Source organism: Sphingobacterium chuzhouense, from assembly GCF_014692525.1.
GTDB lineage: Bacteria > Bacteroidota > Bacteroidia > Sphingobacteriales > Sphingobacteriaceae > Sphingobacterium > Sphingobacterium chuzhouense.
In genome coordinates, this window is record NZ_JACNYL010000003.1 from 78,152 (window position 1) to 95,473 (window position 17,322).

At 38.1% G+C, this 17,322-nt stretch carries 13 protein-coding genes and 1 tRNA gene; 6 read left to right on the plus strand and 8 right to left on the minus strand.

Annotation, left to right across the window (positions count from 1 at the left end; genetic code table 11):
- Positions 1-25 precede the first annotated feature (25 nt).
- On the plus strand, positions 26-403 hold the full coding sequence (locus H8B21_RS12340; RefSeq protein ID WP_190314098.1) for a hypothetical protein: 378 nt from the start codon (positions 26-28) through the stop codon (positions 401-403).
- Positions 297-1,424, plus strand: coding sequence for a helix-turn-helix transcriptional regulator (locus tag H8B21_RS12345; protein WP_223815007.1), 1,128 nt, complete (start codon positions 297-299; stop codon positions 1,422-1,424). Before H8B21_RS12340 ends, H8B21_RS12345 begins: the two co-directional genes overlap by 107 nt.
- Positions 1,425-1,501: 77 nt before the next feature.
- Here the strand turns inward: H8B21_RS12345 and H8B21_RS12350 are convergent, their stop codons facing one another.
- Entirely contained in the window at positions 1,502-1,975 is a 474-nt protein-coding gene (locus H8B21_RS12350; RefSeq protein WP_190314099.1) for a DinB family protein, read from the minus strand.
- A gap of 211 nt (positions 1,976-2,186) precedes the next feature.
- Between H8B21_RS12350 and H8B21_RS12355 the strand changes: the two genes are divergently transcribed.
- Together H8B21_RS12355 and H8B21_RS12360 are read left to right on the plus strand one after the other, a co-directional pair.
- Positions 2,187-2,274 (plus strand) — tRNA-Ser (locus H8B21_RS12355).
- Positions 2,275-2,857: 583 nt separating this feature from the next.
- Positions 2,858-5,566 (plus strand): hypothetical protein, encoded by a 2,709-nt coding sequence (locus tag H8B21_RS12360; protein ID WP_190314100.1) that lies wholly within the window; start codon positions 2,858-2,860, stop codon positions 5,564-5,566.
- 138 nt (positions 5,567-5,704) lie between these two features.
- On the opposite strand, the gene H8B21_RS12365 is transcribed toward H8B21_RS12360, so the two are convergent.
- Together H8B21_RS12365 and H8B21_RS12370 are read right to left on the minus strand one after the other, a co-directional pair.
- Positions 5,705-6,073, minus strand: coding sequence for a hypothetical protein (locus H8B21_RS12365; protein WP_190314101.1), 369 nt, complete (start codon positions 6,071-6,073; stop codon positions 5,705-5,707).
- Positions 6,045-6,692 (minus strand): hypothetical protein, encoded by a 648-nt coding sequence (locus tag H8B21_RS12370; RefSeq protein WP_190314102.1) that lies wholly within the window; start codon positions 6,690-6,692, stop codon positions 6,045-6,047. The genes H8B21_RS12365 and H8B21_RS12370 overlap by 29 nt, the downstream gene beginning before the upstream one ends.
- A gap of 146 nt (positions 6,693-6,838) precedes the next feature.
- Between H8B21_RS12370 and H8B21_RS12375 the strand changes: the two genes are divergently transcribed.
- Entirely contained in the window at positions 6,839-8,851 is a 2,013-nt protein-coding gene (locus tag H8B21_RS12375; RefSeq protein WP_223815008.1) for a M13 family metallopeptidase, read from the plus strand.
- Positions 8,852-8,893: 42 nt separating this feature from the next.
- On the opposite strand, the gene H8B21_RS12380 is transcribed toward H8B21_RS12375, so the two are convergent.
- On the minus strand, positions 8,894-10,018 hold the full coding sequence (locus H8B21_RS12380) for a PAS domain-containing sensor histidine kinase (protein ID WP_190314103.1): 1,125 nt from the start codon (positions 10,016-10,018) through the stop codon (positions 8,894-8,896).
- 522 nt (positions 10,019-10,540) lie between these two features.
- Here H8B21_RS12380 and H8B21_RS12385 point away from each other — a divergent pair.
- The gene (locus tag H8B21_RS12385) at positions 10,541-11,053 is read left to right on the plus strand and encodes an RNA polymerase sigma factor (RefSeq protein ID WP_190314104.1); all 513 of its coding nucleotides are present in this window, start codon (positions 10,541-10,543) and stop codon (positions 11,051-11,053) included.
- A 35-nt stretch (positions 11,054-11,088) separates the two neighbouring features.
- On the opposite strand, the gene H8B21_RS12390 is transcribed toward H8B21_RS12385, so the two are convergent.
- From H8B21_RS12390 to H8B21_RS12405, 4 genes are all read right to left on the minus strand, one after another.
- Positions 11,089-11,535 (minus strand): DoxX family protein, encoded by a 447-nt coding sequence (locus H8B21_RS12390; RefSeq protein WP_190314105.1) that lies wholly within the window; start codon positions 11,533-11,535, stop codon positions 11,089-11,091.
- Positions 11,536-11,693: 158 nt separating this feature from the next.
- Positions 11,694-14,885, minus strand: a complete 3,192-nt coding sequence (locus tag H8B21_RS12395) for an efflux RND transporter permease subunit (RefSeq protein ID WP_190314106.1) — start codon at positions 14,883-14,885, stop codon at positions 11,694-11,696.
- Between the two features lie 26 nt (positions 14,886-14,911).
- The gene (locus tag H8B21_RS12400) at positions 14,912-15,970 is read right to left on the minus strand and encodes an efflux RND transporter periplasmic adaptor subunit (protein WP_190314107.1); all 1,059 of its coding nucleotides are present in this window, start codon (positions 15,968-15,970) and stop codon (positions 14,912-14,914) included.
- Positions 15,971-15,995: 25 nt separating this feature from the next.
- Positions 15,996-17,315 carry a TolC family protein gene (locus H8B21_RS12405; RefSeq protein WP_190314108.1) on the minus strand — a complete coding sequence of 440 codons (1,320 nt, stop codon included), beginning with the start codon at positions 17,313-17,315 and terminating at the stop codon, positions 15,996-15,998.
- Between the last annotated feature and the right edge of the window lie 7 nt (positions 17,316-17,322).

Sequence of the window (17,322 nt, forward strand, 5' to 3'; positions counted from 1 at the left end):
CAGTAAATAATTAAAAAATAGATATATGAAAACGAGTATTAAAATTTTAAGTTTATTATTTATCACATTCATCGCTTTTACCTCTTGTAGTAAAGACGACGATCCTGCAGATAATGATCTCTTTCTAGGTAAGTACGAAGGATCTGTCTCGTTTAACAGCCCTGACGACGAAGATGTTTCCGAGCCAAACGGGTCGGTCACCGTTACTAAAGTTGGTAACAACTATACGTTCAATTTTTCGAACGGTATTCCGACTCTAGGTGATATTACGATGGAAAAAGGAGACAATAACACACTTGTCTTCAGCGACGGAGAAATTGGAAGCATTCGAATTACAGCCTCCAGTTTGGATATCACGTATGCGCGAGATGGTCGTATATGGACAGCCGATTGTTCCAGATAAAAATAGACACCATAAAACGAAAGAAGGCCAATCGAGGATTGGTCTTCTTTCGTTTCAAAATGTTTACTTTTACCATATGGATGTGACGAAGCGGTTTAACCGAATTATTGCCATTTATTTTCAACTACAGGCTAAACCTATCGTAAGGGCACAGGATCTCGCCGAACAGTTCGGCGTTAGTCAACGCACAATTTATCGTGACATCAAAGCTTTAGAGCAAGCGGGTATTCCCATCTATGGCGAAGCCGGCACCGGCTACGGTTTAGTGGAAGGCTATCGATTGCCTCCTACGAAATTTTCCAGAGAAGAGATTTTAACACTCGCGGCGGCGGAAAAGTTGATGCAGAAATTTGTAGACCCCGACTTGTTCCGATATTTTAGTTCCGCTCTCAATAAAATCAAGGCATATCTTCGTTATAGTGATAAGCTAAATGTCAACTTATTAGAAGAGAATATGTTGATGGGATCTCTTGCACATCGATTTAACGAGAATGTCCCTTCTGCATTATCTATATTATTTGAAAGTATTGCGCAACATAAAGTGGTTGATATGGAATATCAAAGCAGTTCATCCGCTAATCCCGTACATCGAGAAATCGAACCGGTAGGTGTTTTTCATCAAGGAAACTATTGGTATTTTATGGCGTATTGTTATTTACGTAAAGATTATCGCCAATTCCGTATCGATCGTATTCAGAAAATTCAATTAACAACCGCTCCTTTTGCCAAAGAACATAAACCGCTTTCACATTACCTAGCAAAAGAAGATCCCTCTCCAACTATAACTATACGCATTTGTGTTCCTTTAATCTACGCACGTCATATGGAATGGGAACGCTCCTATTACGGGTTTGTATCGGAAGAGATAACCGATGCCGGCGTAATCATGACTTTCGAGTGTAAAAATATGGAACAAGAATTTGCCCGATGGTACCTCATGTTTGCAGATGAAGCCAAAATTTTAGAACCGGCAGAATTAAAGGATAGAATAAAAGAGTTAATTTCGAATATTCAGCTTTAAATTGTTTATAGAAAATGCCCCTACGTCATTGAATACGTAGAGACATTCATCTGCGTTAACTTCTTTCTTTGATGACGTTATGGTCTATCCCAAAAGAACGGAGGCTCTATACCTAACGCCCGAAGATACACGAATCCCTGTGCCCGGTGGTGAATTTCGTTGTCAATAAAATATAACAGATTGCTGTATATCGGAAAATTATATTCTCCGAATAAGTTATGCATAACGTGAAAATCTTCCTCCGGAATCTGATTAAACAATTCAATGATTTTGGGTGTGTCAGCATCCCACTTTGCCAGAAGCTCTTCTTTCGTATCCAATGCGAGTTTATGGTCATAAGACTGATCGTTTCTTTCCACAATTCCTCGTAAACCTGGTTCTGCAATCGATAATAATTCCTTAATCAAATCCGAAAATGGTCGCATTCCACCTATCGAAAATTCAAAAAGTTCTTTCTCAGGAAATTTTTCAAGTGTACGACGTGTTAAATCGCGATGACCTAACCAATGTTTTAAAAACTCTTCCTTTGTTAAAATTGCTGTAGTTTCCATACTGTTAAATAATTAAAATCAATAAATAATGTTATTCAAATTGTTATTTGTTAGAACAAAATTATATTTAGCTGTGACAACAGTATGTCAGTAGCATTTCCGATTCACTATAAATTTTAAAAATTGTTAACTCTTGAACGGCAGAAACATCTATCTAATTCTATAAAAATTAGTTTTCGAAGATAAATATTGTATATTTGCAATCGCATTTGGAAAGGTGTCAGAGTGGTCGAATGAGCAGACCTGGAAAGTCTGTATACGGGATGACTGTATCGAGGGTTCGAATCCCTCCCTTTCCGCAAAGCTTTAACCGAAAGGTTAAAGCTTTTTTATTTACTACAGTTTAGTAATAGGATTAGTGAGAGGTATTCGAAGAGAAGGGCTGGATGGGTTCGATTCGAGAAGGTTTAGGGTTAGAGATATGGGGCTTGTAGGGCTAAACCAATCCCTCCCTTTCCGTAAAGTCAAAAAGCAATTTGCTATTATATGGCAAGTTGCCTTTTTTACTTATTAGACTTTTTCAACAATTTTCCGACATTCAATTTCCCAACTCTCAAGCAAGTTTTATTGCTAATATAAAAATTATGTCTATACTTTTGTATTGATATCACTATCAAATGCATACAGTAAAGTCAGGAAAATGACTTTGAAGAAAGTTATTCAAACAAAAGGAATGAGAAATCTATAAGATTTCACCCTTTGGGTTTAAAATGATAGTGTCCCTTCCATAGAAGACTTTTCGTCGAAAGACAAGTTTGATAATTCGTATCTTAGTTTGGGGATTGAAAATAAAAGTACAATAATGCTAATAGATGAATGTGTAAAACGATATCTAAAACCAAAGAAAGAAGTGATAATCTTCTCTTAAAAGCAGAAAAGTTCATGTCTGAGTCTGATAACTTCCCTTGGTTCTTGGATAAAAATAAAATTGACAGCAACCTCATTTATTATGCGAAATCACAGTTGCCATTGATCTGTAAAACATGTGGCGAACCTAAAAAGCATACTTATAGTAATATACTTACAGCGATTCAATCACCCGGGCATATCGTATGCATTAATTGTAAGTTTAATCAACAGTTATTGCTTAAGCTTAAACGCTGGAGAACTGAAATTAGAAAAAATTCTTCCGATGAATATGATCTCGACATCAATATCACACCTTTAGGTTATAGGATTATACATCAAGTATGTGGTAAATCATATCATGTCAAATCTCACCAATCATTTAAAAATGCAAAGTGTCCTACATGTGAAGATGATACTGGCAATATAAATATATTGGAAAGGATCCTAGATGATGTTGAACTCAGGGAATATATTACCAAGCAAACTTCAGGTCAGTTGACATTACATAGTGTGGATAGATTAACCAAACTAATGACTGTTTCTTGCAATCACCACCCTAAACAAGGCATTTATTCATTGCCATGGAAATCGTTTCTCATTTCCAAACAAAAGAAAGGAGCCATGTTATGTAATCTTTGCAACAAACAACGGCTTAGAAGAACTAATTTTAAAGAGTATAATCGCAAAATAGCTCCTTTCAAACTTAAGATTACTTCGCATGACGCATTGGAAAAGATCGACACAAAGGAGAAAATTTCACATTGGTGCACTTCTAATTCCAAGCATCCAGCATTTTTAGCTACCCCTGAAGAGGTTTTGCATAAAAATAAACGATGTGCATTCTGTTATGATAACGTTTCATTTCATAAAGGTTACGATTTTATCAAAGCTTATATAGAAATGGATGAAGATCGTTTCTATACGCATTTTGGCAAGAAGTTCAGACTCTTATCATCAAGATCAGAAATTGAGGCACAGATTAAACCATTCTCATCGATTAGCCAAATTCGAATTAGAATCAATGAACTGACTTGTCATATACATAATGAATATGAAGTTTCCTGGGCTGATTTTAAAGGTAGAAATTTAGGCTGTACTCAATGTACACGTGAAAATAATGTATCGTATGCACATTCGTATTATCAGGTATTGCTGGCGTACTTCAATCTTGACTATGTGGCTGAATATCCCATAAAAATAAATGCGAAAAAAAACTACAGAATAGATTTTAAATTGTCGACGATCCCGAATTACCTTGAAATAGATAGCTCTATTCACGTTGGAAAAGGATGGGATAAAAATGAGAAGAATATCCAGGCCTATCAAGAGAGAGATAGAATAAAGAATGAACTTCTAGGTGATAATATTGAACGCATTAAATTATATGATGATAAAAATAAGCACCTGCCCATACAAATTCAGCTCCAGATTATTGAAAAGGCATTCTTAGAGAGAGCTATACACAATGGTTTGCCAATAAGAAGTGAAGATATTGAAGCTGCCAAACGCGATCCGTACTTCTTTAGAAATGCAAGGATTGTCGCATGTATTAAAAGGTTGGAGTACTTCCATAAGGATCATATTGAGTTCAGATATACCGATCATTTATCGATACTACGTTCGTATAATGTTGATGAAATTGAATTTTATTGCAAAATTCACGAGAAAACATTTTTCAAAAAGTTTATTACTGTTTCGAAATTGCATTTTTTATGCCCTATCTGTAAAGACCAGATTATACTTGGTAAACAGCAGTCTTACTACATGAGCAAAGAGAAAATCCAGCAGATCTCCAATATAGTAGATACCCGTTTTGATAAAAAAATTATTATTAATCCTGATAACTGGGGTGAAAATGTTGTTTTTTTCGTAACGTTAGTTTTTCCGGTTTCTTTGCGAAATGGGCATAGCACCGTATTCCTATCTTTACACGAACTGCTTTGTGCAGAGGTTACGGAAGTAGAAAGCAGATTGGAGAAAATTCATGTTCCTGATGCTTTCCGGAAGATCAAGCACAAGCGTTACACGACTAAGTATGAATCCATATTGGTCGCTAAAATTCACGAAAAGGAACGTTCAGAAAGATACAAACTTAGTAAGATCATGTTGAAGGGCTATCAAGACCAAGCAAAAGCTATCAACAGGTTGATGAAGAGAGAACAACAGAGCGGCTATATCGAAAATTTGATAGACGAAAACGAAAGAGCCTTAAGGCCTTATATCCATAAAACCGAAAGTGAAGCCAGAAGATGTCTGGGTATTTTTGACAGAAAGATTACTCCTTTTTTTACACACTCGTCCGACATGGAGTTACTTACGTTGCGGGAGCATTATGCCTACAATAAGCAGTATCTTCTGATTAAGCGTAAAAGTTGCGGTCATAGGTTTTATTGTAGCTGGAACTGGATAACATATAGGAAGAAAAAGAGTAAAGATGTTCAATGTCAGCATAAAGATTGCTTTGATCAATATTACAAGGAAGTGCGCCGGTCCGGCAATAAGATTTCCAACGAAGATATTCTTCGTGTTTTTAAGGAAAAATATTGTGGACAATATTATCCACTTTATCCGGAGGTACCTATCAATGTCAGGGATTTGATTGATGTGGTACATCTTCCAACCGGGCGCAAGTTTCCAACCCGCTTTGATAATTTTAAGAGGGGTAAGTTTAGGTGTGCTTATAAAAACATGTCGATGGAAGAGCTATGTGAATATTTTCCAGCGCAAACCTTTATTTCTTAAATTTATAAGTAAGACAGGTATAATTAGTTTCAAAAAATCATTTCCCTACTGCAAGTTTATTTGGCGGTACGCCAAGAAAAGAAACTTAATATACACCCAGAAGATGTTCGACTTAAAGAGGGCTCAGGATCTCATAATTTACATTAAGTTCCAATTAAAATAAGTAGCAGATGCTCTGAGGGTTTCGTTCATATAACTGAAATGAAAGTCGAGATAATCTTGTCTGGAGCTTTCGATATCCGAACAGCAAAACCGACGATTAATATAAAAGTGCAAACGGAAAGAACCGCTCCGCTCCTCTTCGCTATATTTAAAAAAAGAAATGTCCAAGTTCTCCACTTCTGGAGCACCGTCTTTATCTTCCAAATTGTCAAAAACAAACGCTTTGATCTGTGCTATTTGTTGTTCTGTCAATAGATCCAATAGTAAATTAGACTGTTCCCGACATTTATCAAATAAAGATAGCGGAATGGATATTTCAATCGTTATTGTGGGTTGCGTATGCATATATGATAGTTTTTTCTAGTGTTTTCCATGTCGGAAAATGTTTCTCTATTAATCTCCTTTTGACCCTCTCTTCTAAAACTCCGTAATCGGCTACCGCCTTAAACAAACAATAAGTAATAGCCTCTAACGATAGGTTTGATAGTTCTTTATCAAAACAAATGCTCTCTTTTTGCCGTTGTACAACATAGGGTCTATTTTTATTCTTTCGGAACGTGATATGTGAAATTAGCAAATCCAACCTTTCTTCCCATTGACCAACATGATGTAATACCAACTGCTGTAACAGCTCTTCCTTTATCTTTGTTTTTTCTGCTAATGACATCCGACGTCCCTTGATATAACAATGAACGATATCGCCGTTGATATAGGATTTCTTTTTTTCAGTAAATAGCTTAATTGGCCAATGCCTGTCAAATACCTCCAACCGCTCTTCTATACATAGTAATGTATCTGAACGTTTAGTTTGCAGAAGATTACGTATAGTCCACACCGCTTCGGTATTAGGCATGCTTACCGGTACTTGTATTATCTTTTTATGTTCATTCCACCGTAGTACCTCTACCTCTCGTTTAGCACTGACAAAAACGTGTATTTCGTGGCCATCCACTACCCATATCATGAGAACAATATACGGAAAAATCCAATTCTTCCCATGCAATCGTTACTCTTCATATTCTTAAGTTTTGTTATGTTTGCATACTAAAACTAAATAACAAAATGGAAAACTTGCCTCAGCTGAAGGTTTCCAAATTTAAAAAACAACTTATGATGAAAAAATTTCTTGGATTAGCCACTATTGTGGTATTGACAGCCGGATGCAACGGTACACAAGAACAACATCAAGCGATCGATTTATCGCACATGGATACGACTGTCCGTCCGCAAGATGATTTCTACCATTATGTAAATGGCAACTGGATGAAAACAGCAGAGATTCCTGCTGATAAAGCACGCTGGGGTTCTTTTGACGAACTTCGTGAAAACACCGACGAGTCGGTATTAGAGATCTTGAAAACATCTCTAAGCGAAACATTTGAAAAAGGTACGGACGGGCAAAAGATTGCGGATCTATACAAATCCTATGTGGACATAGAGAACCGCAATCAATTGGGCGCCGATCCGATTAAACCCTATCTTGAAAAAATTGATGCTATCGAGAACATGGATGATCTCTATAATTACCTTGTGGAAGTCGGTCCGGAAGGTGGAAATCCTTTCTTTGGTGGCTATGTGTATGCACACATGAAAAACAGTGACATCAACGCTGTTTATCTGGGCGGCGGAAATTTAGGCTTGGGGCGTTCCTACTACCAGAAAGTGGACGAGAAAAACACCGAAACACTAGAACAATATGCTACTTTCGCTTCTACATTATACAATAAAGTAAACCAAGCTGATGAGGATGCTAAAGGCCCTAAAATTGTAGCATTTGAGAAAGAAATTGCTTCTTATCTCAAAACCATTGAAGAATCGCGTGACGCGCAAAAACGGTACAATCCGATTGCCGTAGCAGATCTGGGAAAAATGGTCAAAAACATTGATGTTGCGAAATACATAAAAGAAATTGGTTTTACAGCCGACACGGTTATCATTAGCGAGATCAACTATTACAAGAATCTCGATAAAATTATTACACCAGAAAAGCTTCCACAGATCAAGGAATATTTAAAGTTCAATGTCATGAACGATGCGACCAACTATCTTTCTACCGAGCTGGATGAATTAGCTTTTGAGTTTTACGGACGCCAGCTAAAAGGGCAAAAAGAGCAACGCGATATGGAGAAACGCGGTCTAGATTTTGTAAACGGTTCGGCTGGTGAACTATTAGGGAAACTATATGTGAAAGAAAATTTCCCGCCGGAAGCAAAAGCGGCTTGTGAAGAGTTAGTACAATATCTTATCAAGTCTTTCGAATTACATATCAACGACTTGGACTGGATGTCTGCGGTAACGAAAGAAAAAGCACTAGAAAAATTGGCAAAATTTAATGTCAAAATTGGTTATCCGGATAAATGGAAGGACTATTCGAAGCTAGAAGTCGGCACTTCACTCTTTGAGAACGTGCACGCTCTTAATCGTTGGGCTTTTGAAGATAATCTTGCAAAACAAGGTAAGCCAGTAGATAAAACCGAATGGGGAATGACGCCACAGACTGTAAATGCATATTACAGTCCTTTGTTCAATGAGATTGTTTTTCCCGCTGCTATTCTTCAGGCACCGTTCTACGATTATCGTGCTGATGCAGCTGTAAACTTTGGCGGTATCGGTGCAGTTATTGGACACGAATTATCGCACGGATTCGATGATTCTGGTTCACAATACGATGGAGATGGAAACCTAAATAACTGGTGGACACCCGAAGACAAAGAGAAGTTTGACGCGGCTGCAGATGCGCTTGTTGCACAATTTGAAGCATATGAACCTGTACCTGGTGTTTTTGTTAATGGACGATTTACATTGGGCGAAAATATTGGTGATTTAGGTGGTTCGTCGGTAGCTTTTGATGCATTAAAGATGTATTTGAAGGACAAGGGAAATCCAGGTTTAATTGATGGGTTTACACCAGAACAAAGATTCTTTTTGTCGTGGGCAACTATCTGGAGAACAAAAACGACGGATGAATTTGTGGTAAATCAAGTGAAAACCGATCCACACTCTCCCGCACAATACCGAGCTTTTGCTCCGATTGTCAATCTTGATGGCTTCCATGAAGCATTTGATACGAAAAAAGGTGACAAGATGTATAAACCAAAAGAGGAACGTATTAAGATCTGGTAACTTGAGACCTATAAGAGAATCCCGTATCGCGATACGGGATTTTTAATTTTCTATTAATTCCACATCACCCCCACATTCAGCAAATTCCGGAAAAGACAGCTCGACAATTGTCCCCTTATCTACCGAACTGGAAAGTGTGATTTTACCTTTAAGACGGATCATGATTTTCTTTACTACACACAATCCTATACCTGTTCCCGGAAAACCTTCCGTGTTCGAAGCACGATGAAATTGTTGAAAAACCGACTCCAACTCATTTTTCGGGATTCCGATGCCGTTGTCTTGTATCGTATACACGATATATCCCGGCTGTTTTGAACTATTAATCTCTACGATAGGTTTCTTTTGTTTGGACGAGTATTTTACAGCATTGCTGATGATATTGAAAAATATTTGATATAATATCCCTTCATCTCCATATAAATGTTTTAATTGCCCGATTTTAAAAACACAATTGTTACTGTTATACAACGTTTGACTTTCGAGACATATGCTCCGAATAATCTTCTCTAACGAAACACATTCATTATTATATTTTAATATCCGAGCCTGGTTCAATTGTATTTTATGCCCTATGATTTGCTCGATGCTAGTAAGGGCATCTAAAATAACAGTAGTCCATTTATATTTCTCCGCACTGGTAAGTGTATTTTTCGTTTGCATATATTGTGCCCCCATCTTGGCTATGGATAGCGGATTTTTCAAATCGTGCGATAAGGTTCTAGTCAATATCTCCAATTCATCATTAAACGCAAGGATAGCATCCTGTTCCTCTACCTTCTCTAAAGCATGACGACGTGAAGAGACATCTGTCGCCGTGTGGATTATAGCGTACGTTTTCCCATCTTCATCTAAGACAGCCTGATAAATAAAATCAAAATATTTAAGTTCCGTAACCTTGTTAATCGTCACATTTGCCGGGTATTCTTTTGCTTCGTACGTCTCCCCTGTTATCCAGACATTTTTCAGTATTTCCGTGAAGCCCTGCTCCGTAAATTCCGGAAAAGCCTCGCCAAAACATTGTCCGATAATTTCCTCATCACGCCCCCAAATTTCAAACATAGCGCTGTTAACAAACGCAATACGTATATCTGCTGTATCATAAATAGCAGTAGCGCCCTTAGACTGTCTGAGGATTTCTAAAAAGAAGTTTTCATTTCGATTCATTTCTATGATAAAGCAGAGGTATCAATTTATGCACAAGATAACAATTGTTAGGAAATTTTGTTTTGTTTTCGCTATTATAAAAACAAAGTGACAAAGCAGAAGTCGCTAAGTACTAAAATGGAGACAATACATATATTAATTTTTATCGCAACAAAGCAAGCCGACTACGTCTGAATTAAACAAAAAATGTAAAAAATTGCAATAAACGACATAATTTTACGGTAAATACGCACTTGTATCTAAGTTTTCAATGGTTTTATTGTCGTTCGTGCTATTTATACGCGTTAAAAAATAAAATACCTGTTTTACTATTAGCCATTAAACTATCTCCATTTTAGAAAAATATGCTCGACAACCTTCTTTCTATGATTTGAGCTTTAAAGAAAAATCAACCGCCTACCCGTATTTTTATCGTTTTTCAAAATACGCATCTGTTTAGCAGTTTTTTCGGATTAGTTTGCATTGTTTTTGTTCCACTCTTTCTAACACATTGAACGTAAACTAGATAAAAACATCAAGACTATGGAAAGCAAAAAATTAAATCTAGCGTTATTAGAAAACCAAAGCATTCTAAAAAATATAGCGTTTAAGTTTACCAAAGACCCGGAAGAAATTAACGAACTTGTCCAGGAAACACTGGTTCGTTCTATTAAGTATCTCGACAATTTTTTCAATAACCCTAAACTGGTTTCATGGTTATATGTCATCATGAAGAATGTTTATATCAACCATTATAGGCGCAATCAACGACATACGGAATACGAAAATTTCCAAAGTGCTGGATACAGAGAAGAAGGTTGTTCAGAACCGTTCACAACCAATACCGTAGAAGGAAAATTTGTGATGAAGGACATACGCGATGCATTAAAGAAGTTACCACAGGATCATTATGAACTTTTTGTACAATATATGGAAGGTTATAAATACCGTGAACTTTCCGATCATTTTGGTCTGCCCGAAGGCACCGTGAAAACTCGTATATATCATACACGAAAGTTTCTGCAGAAACAGTTATCGATATATAGAAAGGGATAAGATGAGCAAAGACGTAGCATAGCTACGTCTCCACCTCAAATCGACCGTTTATATCCCGGTTTGTCCATTATATTATCCAACGAATACTTTCCAGAACCTACAATTAAAAATACAAACAACAAAATTAGCACAACTAAAGAAATCCAAAACTCGGAATTTAGAAAGTTGAAACCGTTCGTAATATTTACAAAAAACACAGCTCCAATAAGTATCGGTATTTGAAAAATTACCGCAAGACGTGTTTGAAAACCAAAAATAATAAATAACCCGCCAACAAGGTGAGCGAACACTACGTAATGAACAGCTGACCATATAGAAAGCTGAAAGTTCGTTTGCCGAATAAGATCAGCGACTGCGTCGCGATCATTTACGAAACTTATTCCCTTAGCAAAAATAACAATACCGAGAAAGATTCTTAAGATGTCCAGCCAACGCGGATGATGTGCATCACCCCATCGACCAATTTTTTGTACAAGATTCATATAACCTCCTTTTTGAACAAATGATCATTTATACCATTGTGATTTTAAAATACGGTTTATAAGCTATAGTATTTCGTACAAAAATCGTGCTTAATTAAAAAGGAGGTCAACATCTCTGCTGTTGACCTCCTTTGTTTATTTAGTTCGTGATTCTAAAACTAATATTTGACTTCCATCTCATCCACGTAGTCTTCGTTTTCTACATAATCCGCCACCATCAATTCAGCATAATTCTCTTTTTCTTTTTTGCCAAACCGTCTCTTAATACCGTCGAATATTGAATACACGACAGGTACAACGACTAACGTCAGGAAGAGCGATGATAGTAATCCTCCGATAATCACAATGGCGAGTCCTCTATTCATATCCGCACCATCACCTTGTGCCAATGCAATAGGGGTCATACCGACAACCATTGCAATCGTTGTCATGAGAATAGGACGGAAACGTGCATGGTTTGCAGCAATAAGTGCGTCATACGTGTTGGCACCGGCATCTTTTCGGTGGTTGGCAAAATCAACTAAAAGAATGGCATTCTTTGCTACCAAACCGATCAACATAATAATACCAAGGATGGTAAAAATGTTCAAAGTTTGGTTTGCTAACGCTAACGCCAGCAACGCGCCGATGAAAGACAATGGAATAGAGAATAAGACAACGAAAGGCGTCATAAAGCTATCGTAAAGAGCTACCATGACCAGATACACCAACAGGATCGCTGCTATTAAAGCAACCCCTAATGTACCAAATCCTTCCTCTTGGTTCTCCATGTTACCCCCCCACATATAAGAAACTCCAGGTTTCAATGTGATGGTGTTATTGTCAATCTGATTCTTGATCTCTGCTTCCCATTCGGTTGCTACCGTACCTACCGGACGGCCAACTACCTGTGCCTGTACAGACACGGATGGAGATTTATCCCTACGTTCCAATAAACTAGGCCCAGAAGCATAGGTAACGTCTGCAAATTGTTCTAATTTAATTGCCTGTCCTCCCTGATTGATAAATTTTAAGTTCCGTACGTCATCAATATTTCCTCGGCCAAACTCGTCATAACGGATATTAATATCATATTCCGTATCACCTGCACGGTATTTGGTATCCGTGTTTCCCGAAAACGCTGTTTGCATCGTCATACCTACCGTTGCTACATTCAGTCCCAACGTATTCATTTTATCCCGATCAACTTGTACACTAATTTCAGGATTACCGTCTTCGGATGTTAATTCGATTTCTGAAGCACCGGATACACCACGTAACACATCAGCGAATATACGCGCTGTCTCCAATGCATCCTCCGGAGAAGCGCCCACAACAGTCATCATCAATGGTGCTTGTTCTGCTCCCATAATCCCCATATTGACCGTCTTTAGCTTCGCTCCCACCAATACATTTTCCATCTCACGCTTCAACTTTGCAGAATAAACCTTGGTGGATTCTGTTTTGTTATACCCGTTTTCTAAGATAATATGAATCTCGGCTTTATATTTTGTACCACCTACATTCATCATCCCATCAGACGCCTGCCCCACTGTTGTAATCATCCGTTCAATTTCCGGCTTCTGCGCTAAATAATTTTCTGCCTTTTGAACCATGAAGTTCGTTTGTTCTAGTGAAGCATCTTTGTTTATCTCCATTTGTAGATAAAACTCGCCTTTGTCGTTACCAGGGAAGAAGTCTGAACCAATATACCCCATACCAACCAATGCGAAGGAAGCAAATAGTAATCCTACAGAAATAAGCAATACAATTACTTTATTCAACCGACTTCTCAATGACCATTTTAATATACCCGAAATCCAGTGAGTAAGTCCCGTAAGCCCGTTTTCAAAACCGTGTAAGATGCCACCAAAGAACGATTTTTTATTGATATGGGACAGTTTTCCCATACGGGAATACAACCAAGGTACAATCGTAAATGATACCAGGAACGAGAGCAATGTTGAAACCATTACGGTAACGCAGAACTGACGTAGGATATCGGATACTAAACCCGATGACATAGCAATAGGTAAGAACACTACGACGATAACAAGGGTAATGGCAGAAACTGTAAAACCAATTTCTTTCGCACCATCATAGGAAGCACGCACTTTATTCTTGCCCATTTCCATATGGCGGTGTATATTTTCAATTACCACAATCGCATCATCCACCAGAATACCCACTACCAATGATAATCCTAAAAGCGACATCAAATTCAACGTGTAGCCCAACATATTTAAGAAAATAAATGTGGCTATCAATGATAATGGAATAGCAACCACCGCAATAAACGCATCACGCAAACTGTGGAGGAAAAACAGCATGATAAATGCGACCAAAGCGATTGCAATCATCAAGTCATGGATTACATTATTCGCCGCGGTCAATGTGTAGTCAGTCGTATCGTTCGCAATGATAATATTGACACCCTCTGTTTTGTAATCCGAATTCACGATACCGATCTCTTCTTTCACTAATTCCGAGACCGCCACCGCATTCGCATCGGATTGCTTAAACACCTGCATCAAGATTGTGTTTTTACGATCTATACGTGATATCTTCTCAATATCTTTGATACCGTCTTGTACGTCCGCAATATCGCGCAGACGAATTGCCGCTCCTCCCGGGGTTGTGATCGGCAGATCGCGTAACTCGTCTATACTTGTAAATTTACCTGCCAAACGTAGTGTAGTCTGATTGTCGCGTGTCCGCACATTACCTGTCGGGAAATCGAGATTGGAAGAAGCAATAGCTTGTTGTACCTGCGAAACAGAAAGACCATACCCCTCCAATTTGTTGGGATCCACGCTAACTTGGATTTCACGTTCTTCTCCCCCGATCATATCCACCTTTGCTACACCGTTGATACGAGCAAAAACAGGTTGAATCTTTTGATCTAATAGATCGTATAAGTCTTTTTCAGACAAATTGGATGTCACCGAAAGGTTCATAATCGGCACGTCATCCAACGAAAACTTAGACAAAGCGGGTGTTTCCACGTCGTCCGGAAACTCGTTGACAACAGCGTTTATTTTACGCTGTGCATCAGTGAGCAGGAAGTTGACATCCGCCCCCGTATTGAGCTGAATCATAACCACGGAAACGGATTCCATCGATTTAGATTCTATCTTCTTCACGTTCTCCAACGAGGCAACTGCGTCCTCTACAACCTTCGTCACGGAAGTTTCCACCTCAGAGGGAGCAGCTCCCGGATATATTGTCTGTACGGTGATAACATTAACCTCAAATTTCGGCACGAGCTCGTACCCCATTTGGGTATAAGAGAATATTCCACCAAGCGTAAGTATAATAAATAATACTATAATTATACTCGGTCTCTTTATCGATATTTCAGAAATTTTCATTGAAATAAATTTTTCTACCCTACTTCTTATTTAATAATTTCTACCGGTGTGCCTTCCAAAAGATTGATTTGGCCGGAAGTCACGACAACCGTACCTTTTTCTAAACCAGAAACAATTTCGATATAATCGCCAAAGCTTCTTCCAGATACCACATTTTTCATTACAGCTTTTCCATCTTCAATGGCAAAGATTTGATTAGAGCTCACACTTCCTACAAAGGCGTTACGTGGTACGACTAATGCGTTAACAGATTGTTCACTCCCGAAATAAGCAGTGCCATACATCCCGGCTTTCAAATCGTTATTTGCATTGTTCTTTATCTCTAATTCCACAGGGAAGTTCAAGCTACCATCTGCTTTAGGCGCTACAAACGTTACGATACCATTAAATGTTTGGTTAGGCAATACAGGTGATTCTACTTTAACACTCTGCCCTAACTTCGTCTGCCCGATATTTTTCTCGTCCACATTTATTTTCAACTTTAACGTAGAAACATTGACTACTTCAAACAATTCCTGTCCGGGACTTACATAAGAACCAGGCTCAATATTTCTCTTGTTAATAACGCCAGCAAAGGAAGCTGTGATATTTACATCTGAAGCTGACAACTGTGCTGATTTCAAGTTATTTTTTGCATTTTCCAACTGAAGTTTCACCTGATCCAACTGCTGTTTGGTGACTCCACCGGTAGAAAAAGCACTTTCAAAACGAGCAACTTCTGCTTCTGCATTATTGTATGTTGCTTGTGCATTTGTCACGTTGACATTCTGTTTGTCACCATCGATGATCGCTAAGGTCTGACCAGCTCTTACATAGGCACCTTCCTCCACAAGTACACGAACGACCTTACCTGACGCTTCCGCCGATAACATCACTTCTTGTTTAGGAGCAAACACACCATTCGTTATATATTGTGCGTTTACATCTTTAAAATCTGCTGTATCAGCACGAACGGCGACCGCTGCGTTTTGAATGGCTACCGTAGCTGTATCAGCTTCGTTTTTCGCCTTGTTCTGATTCAAAATAAACACGATCCCTACTAAAACAGCAGCAATGATGATTACCGTTAAAATTACCCGTTTCATATTTGTTATGTTATAAATAAGTTGATTATTCGTTAATTAATGTTTTTAAATTTCCGTTTGCTTTGATAAGCTGTATTTCTGCTAATTTATAGTCTAGCAAGGACGTATTCAGATTCGTCTCTGCATCTGCTAATGCCTTCTCTGCATCTAGCAAATCTGTTAACGTTGCTAAACCGTTATTATAGTTGTTTTGTGTATCGCTCAAAACTTCTTTAGCAAGCACTACATTTCTGCGATTTGCATCAACAGTCAAGAGACTATTCTTGATTTGTGTTTTTGCATTTTCATTTGCCAAGGTAATCCCTAGTTTCGTGTCCTCCAACGCTACTTGCGCTTTTCGGATATCAATATCTGCTTGATTAATCCGAGCTTTTGTAGCACCACCGGTAAAAATCGGTATCGACAAATTCAGACCGATACTTGATGTCTTCGGCCACATAAAATCCCCTCCTATCGGGAAGCCTTTACCAAACCCCGTAAACCCGAAATCAGTTCCCAAAGACAATTGAGGATATAGGTCTGCCTTTTTTGCTTTCTTATTCAGTTCGTACAATTCGATTTGTTTTATACTTAGTTGGATTTCCGATCTATTTTCAATATTGTTCGTTTCCAAAGAAATTGCTGGATTTATCTCAAACGTTTCGTCAGGTAAATCGATATCACGTTCCATCGGCATACCTATTGCAAACTTTAAGGCATTTTTTTTCATCTCCAAAGCACTCAATACCTGTTGTTTTTGGGACTCCAGATTATTAACAGCTACGGAAAGCCGATCTAAATCAATCTTTTTTGCTAAACCGGCGTCCACCATACCATTAATAATTCGATGGGTCTTACTCGTGTTTTCCAAATTGTTTTGGATAGTCTGCAACTGCAGTTGTGTTTGAAAAATATCGTAATAAGAATTGGAAACTTTTTCAATCAATTGTTCATCTGTTAATTGCGCATTAACCTGATAGAATTCTCTAGTCGTTTTTGCAGCCTTCAATCCTGTAAAAAGAGATTGGTTAAACAATTGCTGGTTCAATGAGACCACAGCATTCGAATTCCAGGGCAGACCCATTCTCGCCGTGATAACCTGTCCATCCATATCAATGACCATTTCAGGAATTAGAATGTTATATTTCAATGATCCTGATGCATTGATCTGGGGTAAGGCTCCCGCACGTACCTCATCAATTTGATATTGTGCATTTTCAACATCTAGCTTCGCTGTTTTTGCTTCTGCTTTATGTTCCAGCGCAAATTTTATCGCTTCTTCAAGCGTCAGTGTTTCTTGCGCTTTCAATGAGTTCACCTGAAAAAGCAAACCTACCGCTAAAACACCTAAATATTTAAATCCCATTTTTGAA

Excerpts from the sequence above, each read along its gene's own strand:
- H8B21_RS12385 (WP_190314104.1), top strand. The coding sequence starts at position 10,541 with ATGGAAAGCAAAAAATTAAATCTAGCGTTATTAGAAAACCAAAGCATT.
- H8B21_RS12375 (WP_223815008.1), top strand. The coding sequence starts at position 6,839 with ATGATGAAAAAATTTCTTGGATTAGCCACTATTGTGGTATTGACAGCC.
- H8B21_RS12340 (WP_190314098.1), top strand. The coding sequence starts at position 26 with ATGAAAACGAGTATTAAAATTTTAAGTTTATTATTTATCACATTCATC.
- H8B21_RS12390 (WP_190314105.1), bottom strand. The coding sequence starts at position 11,535 with ATGAATCTTGTACAAAAAATTGGTCGATGGGGTGATGCACATCATCCG.
- H8B21_RS12365 (WP_190314101.1), bottom strand. The coding sequence starts at position 6,073 with ATGCATACGCAACCCACAATAACGATTGAAATATCCATTCCGCTATCT.
- H8B21_RS12400 (WP_190314107.1), bottom strand. The coding sequence starts at position 15,970 with ATGAAACGGGTAATTTTAACGGTAATCATCATTGCTGCTGTTTTAGTA.
- H8B21_RS12395 (WP_190314106.1), bottom strand. The coding sequence starts at position 14,885 with ATGAAAATTTCTGAAATATCGATAAAGAGACCGAGTATAATTATAGTA.
- H8B21_RS12360 (WP_190314100.1), top strand. The coding sequence starts at position 2,858 with ATGTCTGAGTCTGATAACTTCCCTTGGTTCTTGGATAAAAATAAAATT.
- H8B21_RS12350 (WP_190314099.1), bottom strand. The coding sequence starts at position 1,975 with ATGGAAACTACAGCAATTTTAACAAAGGAAGAGTTTTTAAAACATTGG.
- H8B21_RS12380 (WP_190314103.1), bottom strand. The coding sequence starts at position 10,018 with ATGAATCGAAATGAAAACTTCTTTTTAGAAATCCTCAGACAGTCTAAG.
- H8B21_RS12370 (WP_190314102.1), bottom strand. The coding sequence starts at position 6,692 with ATGATATGGGTAGTGGATGGCCACGAAATACACGTTTTTGTCAGTGCT.
- H8B21_RS12405 (WP_190314108.1), bottom strand. The coding sequence starts at position 17,315 with ATGGGATTTAAATATTTAGGTGTTTTAGCGGTAGGTTTGCTTTTTCAG.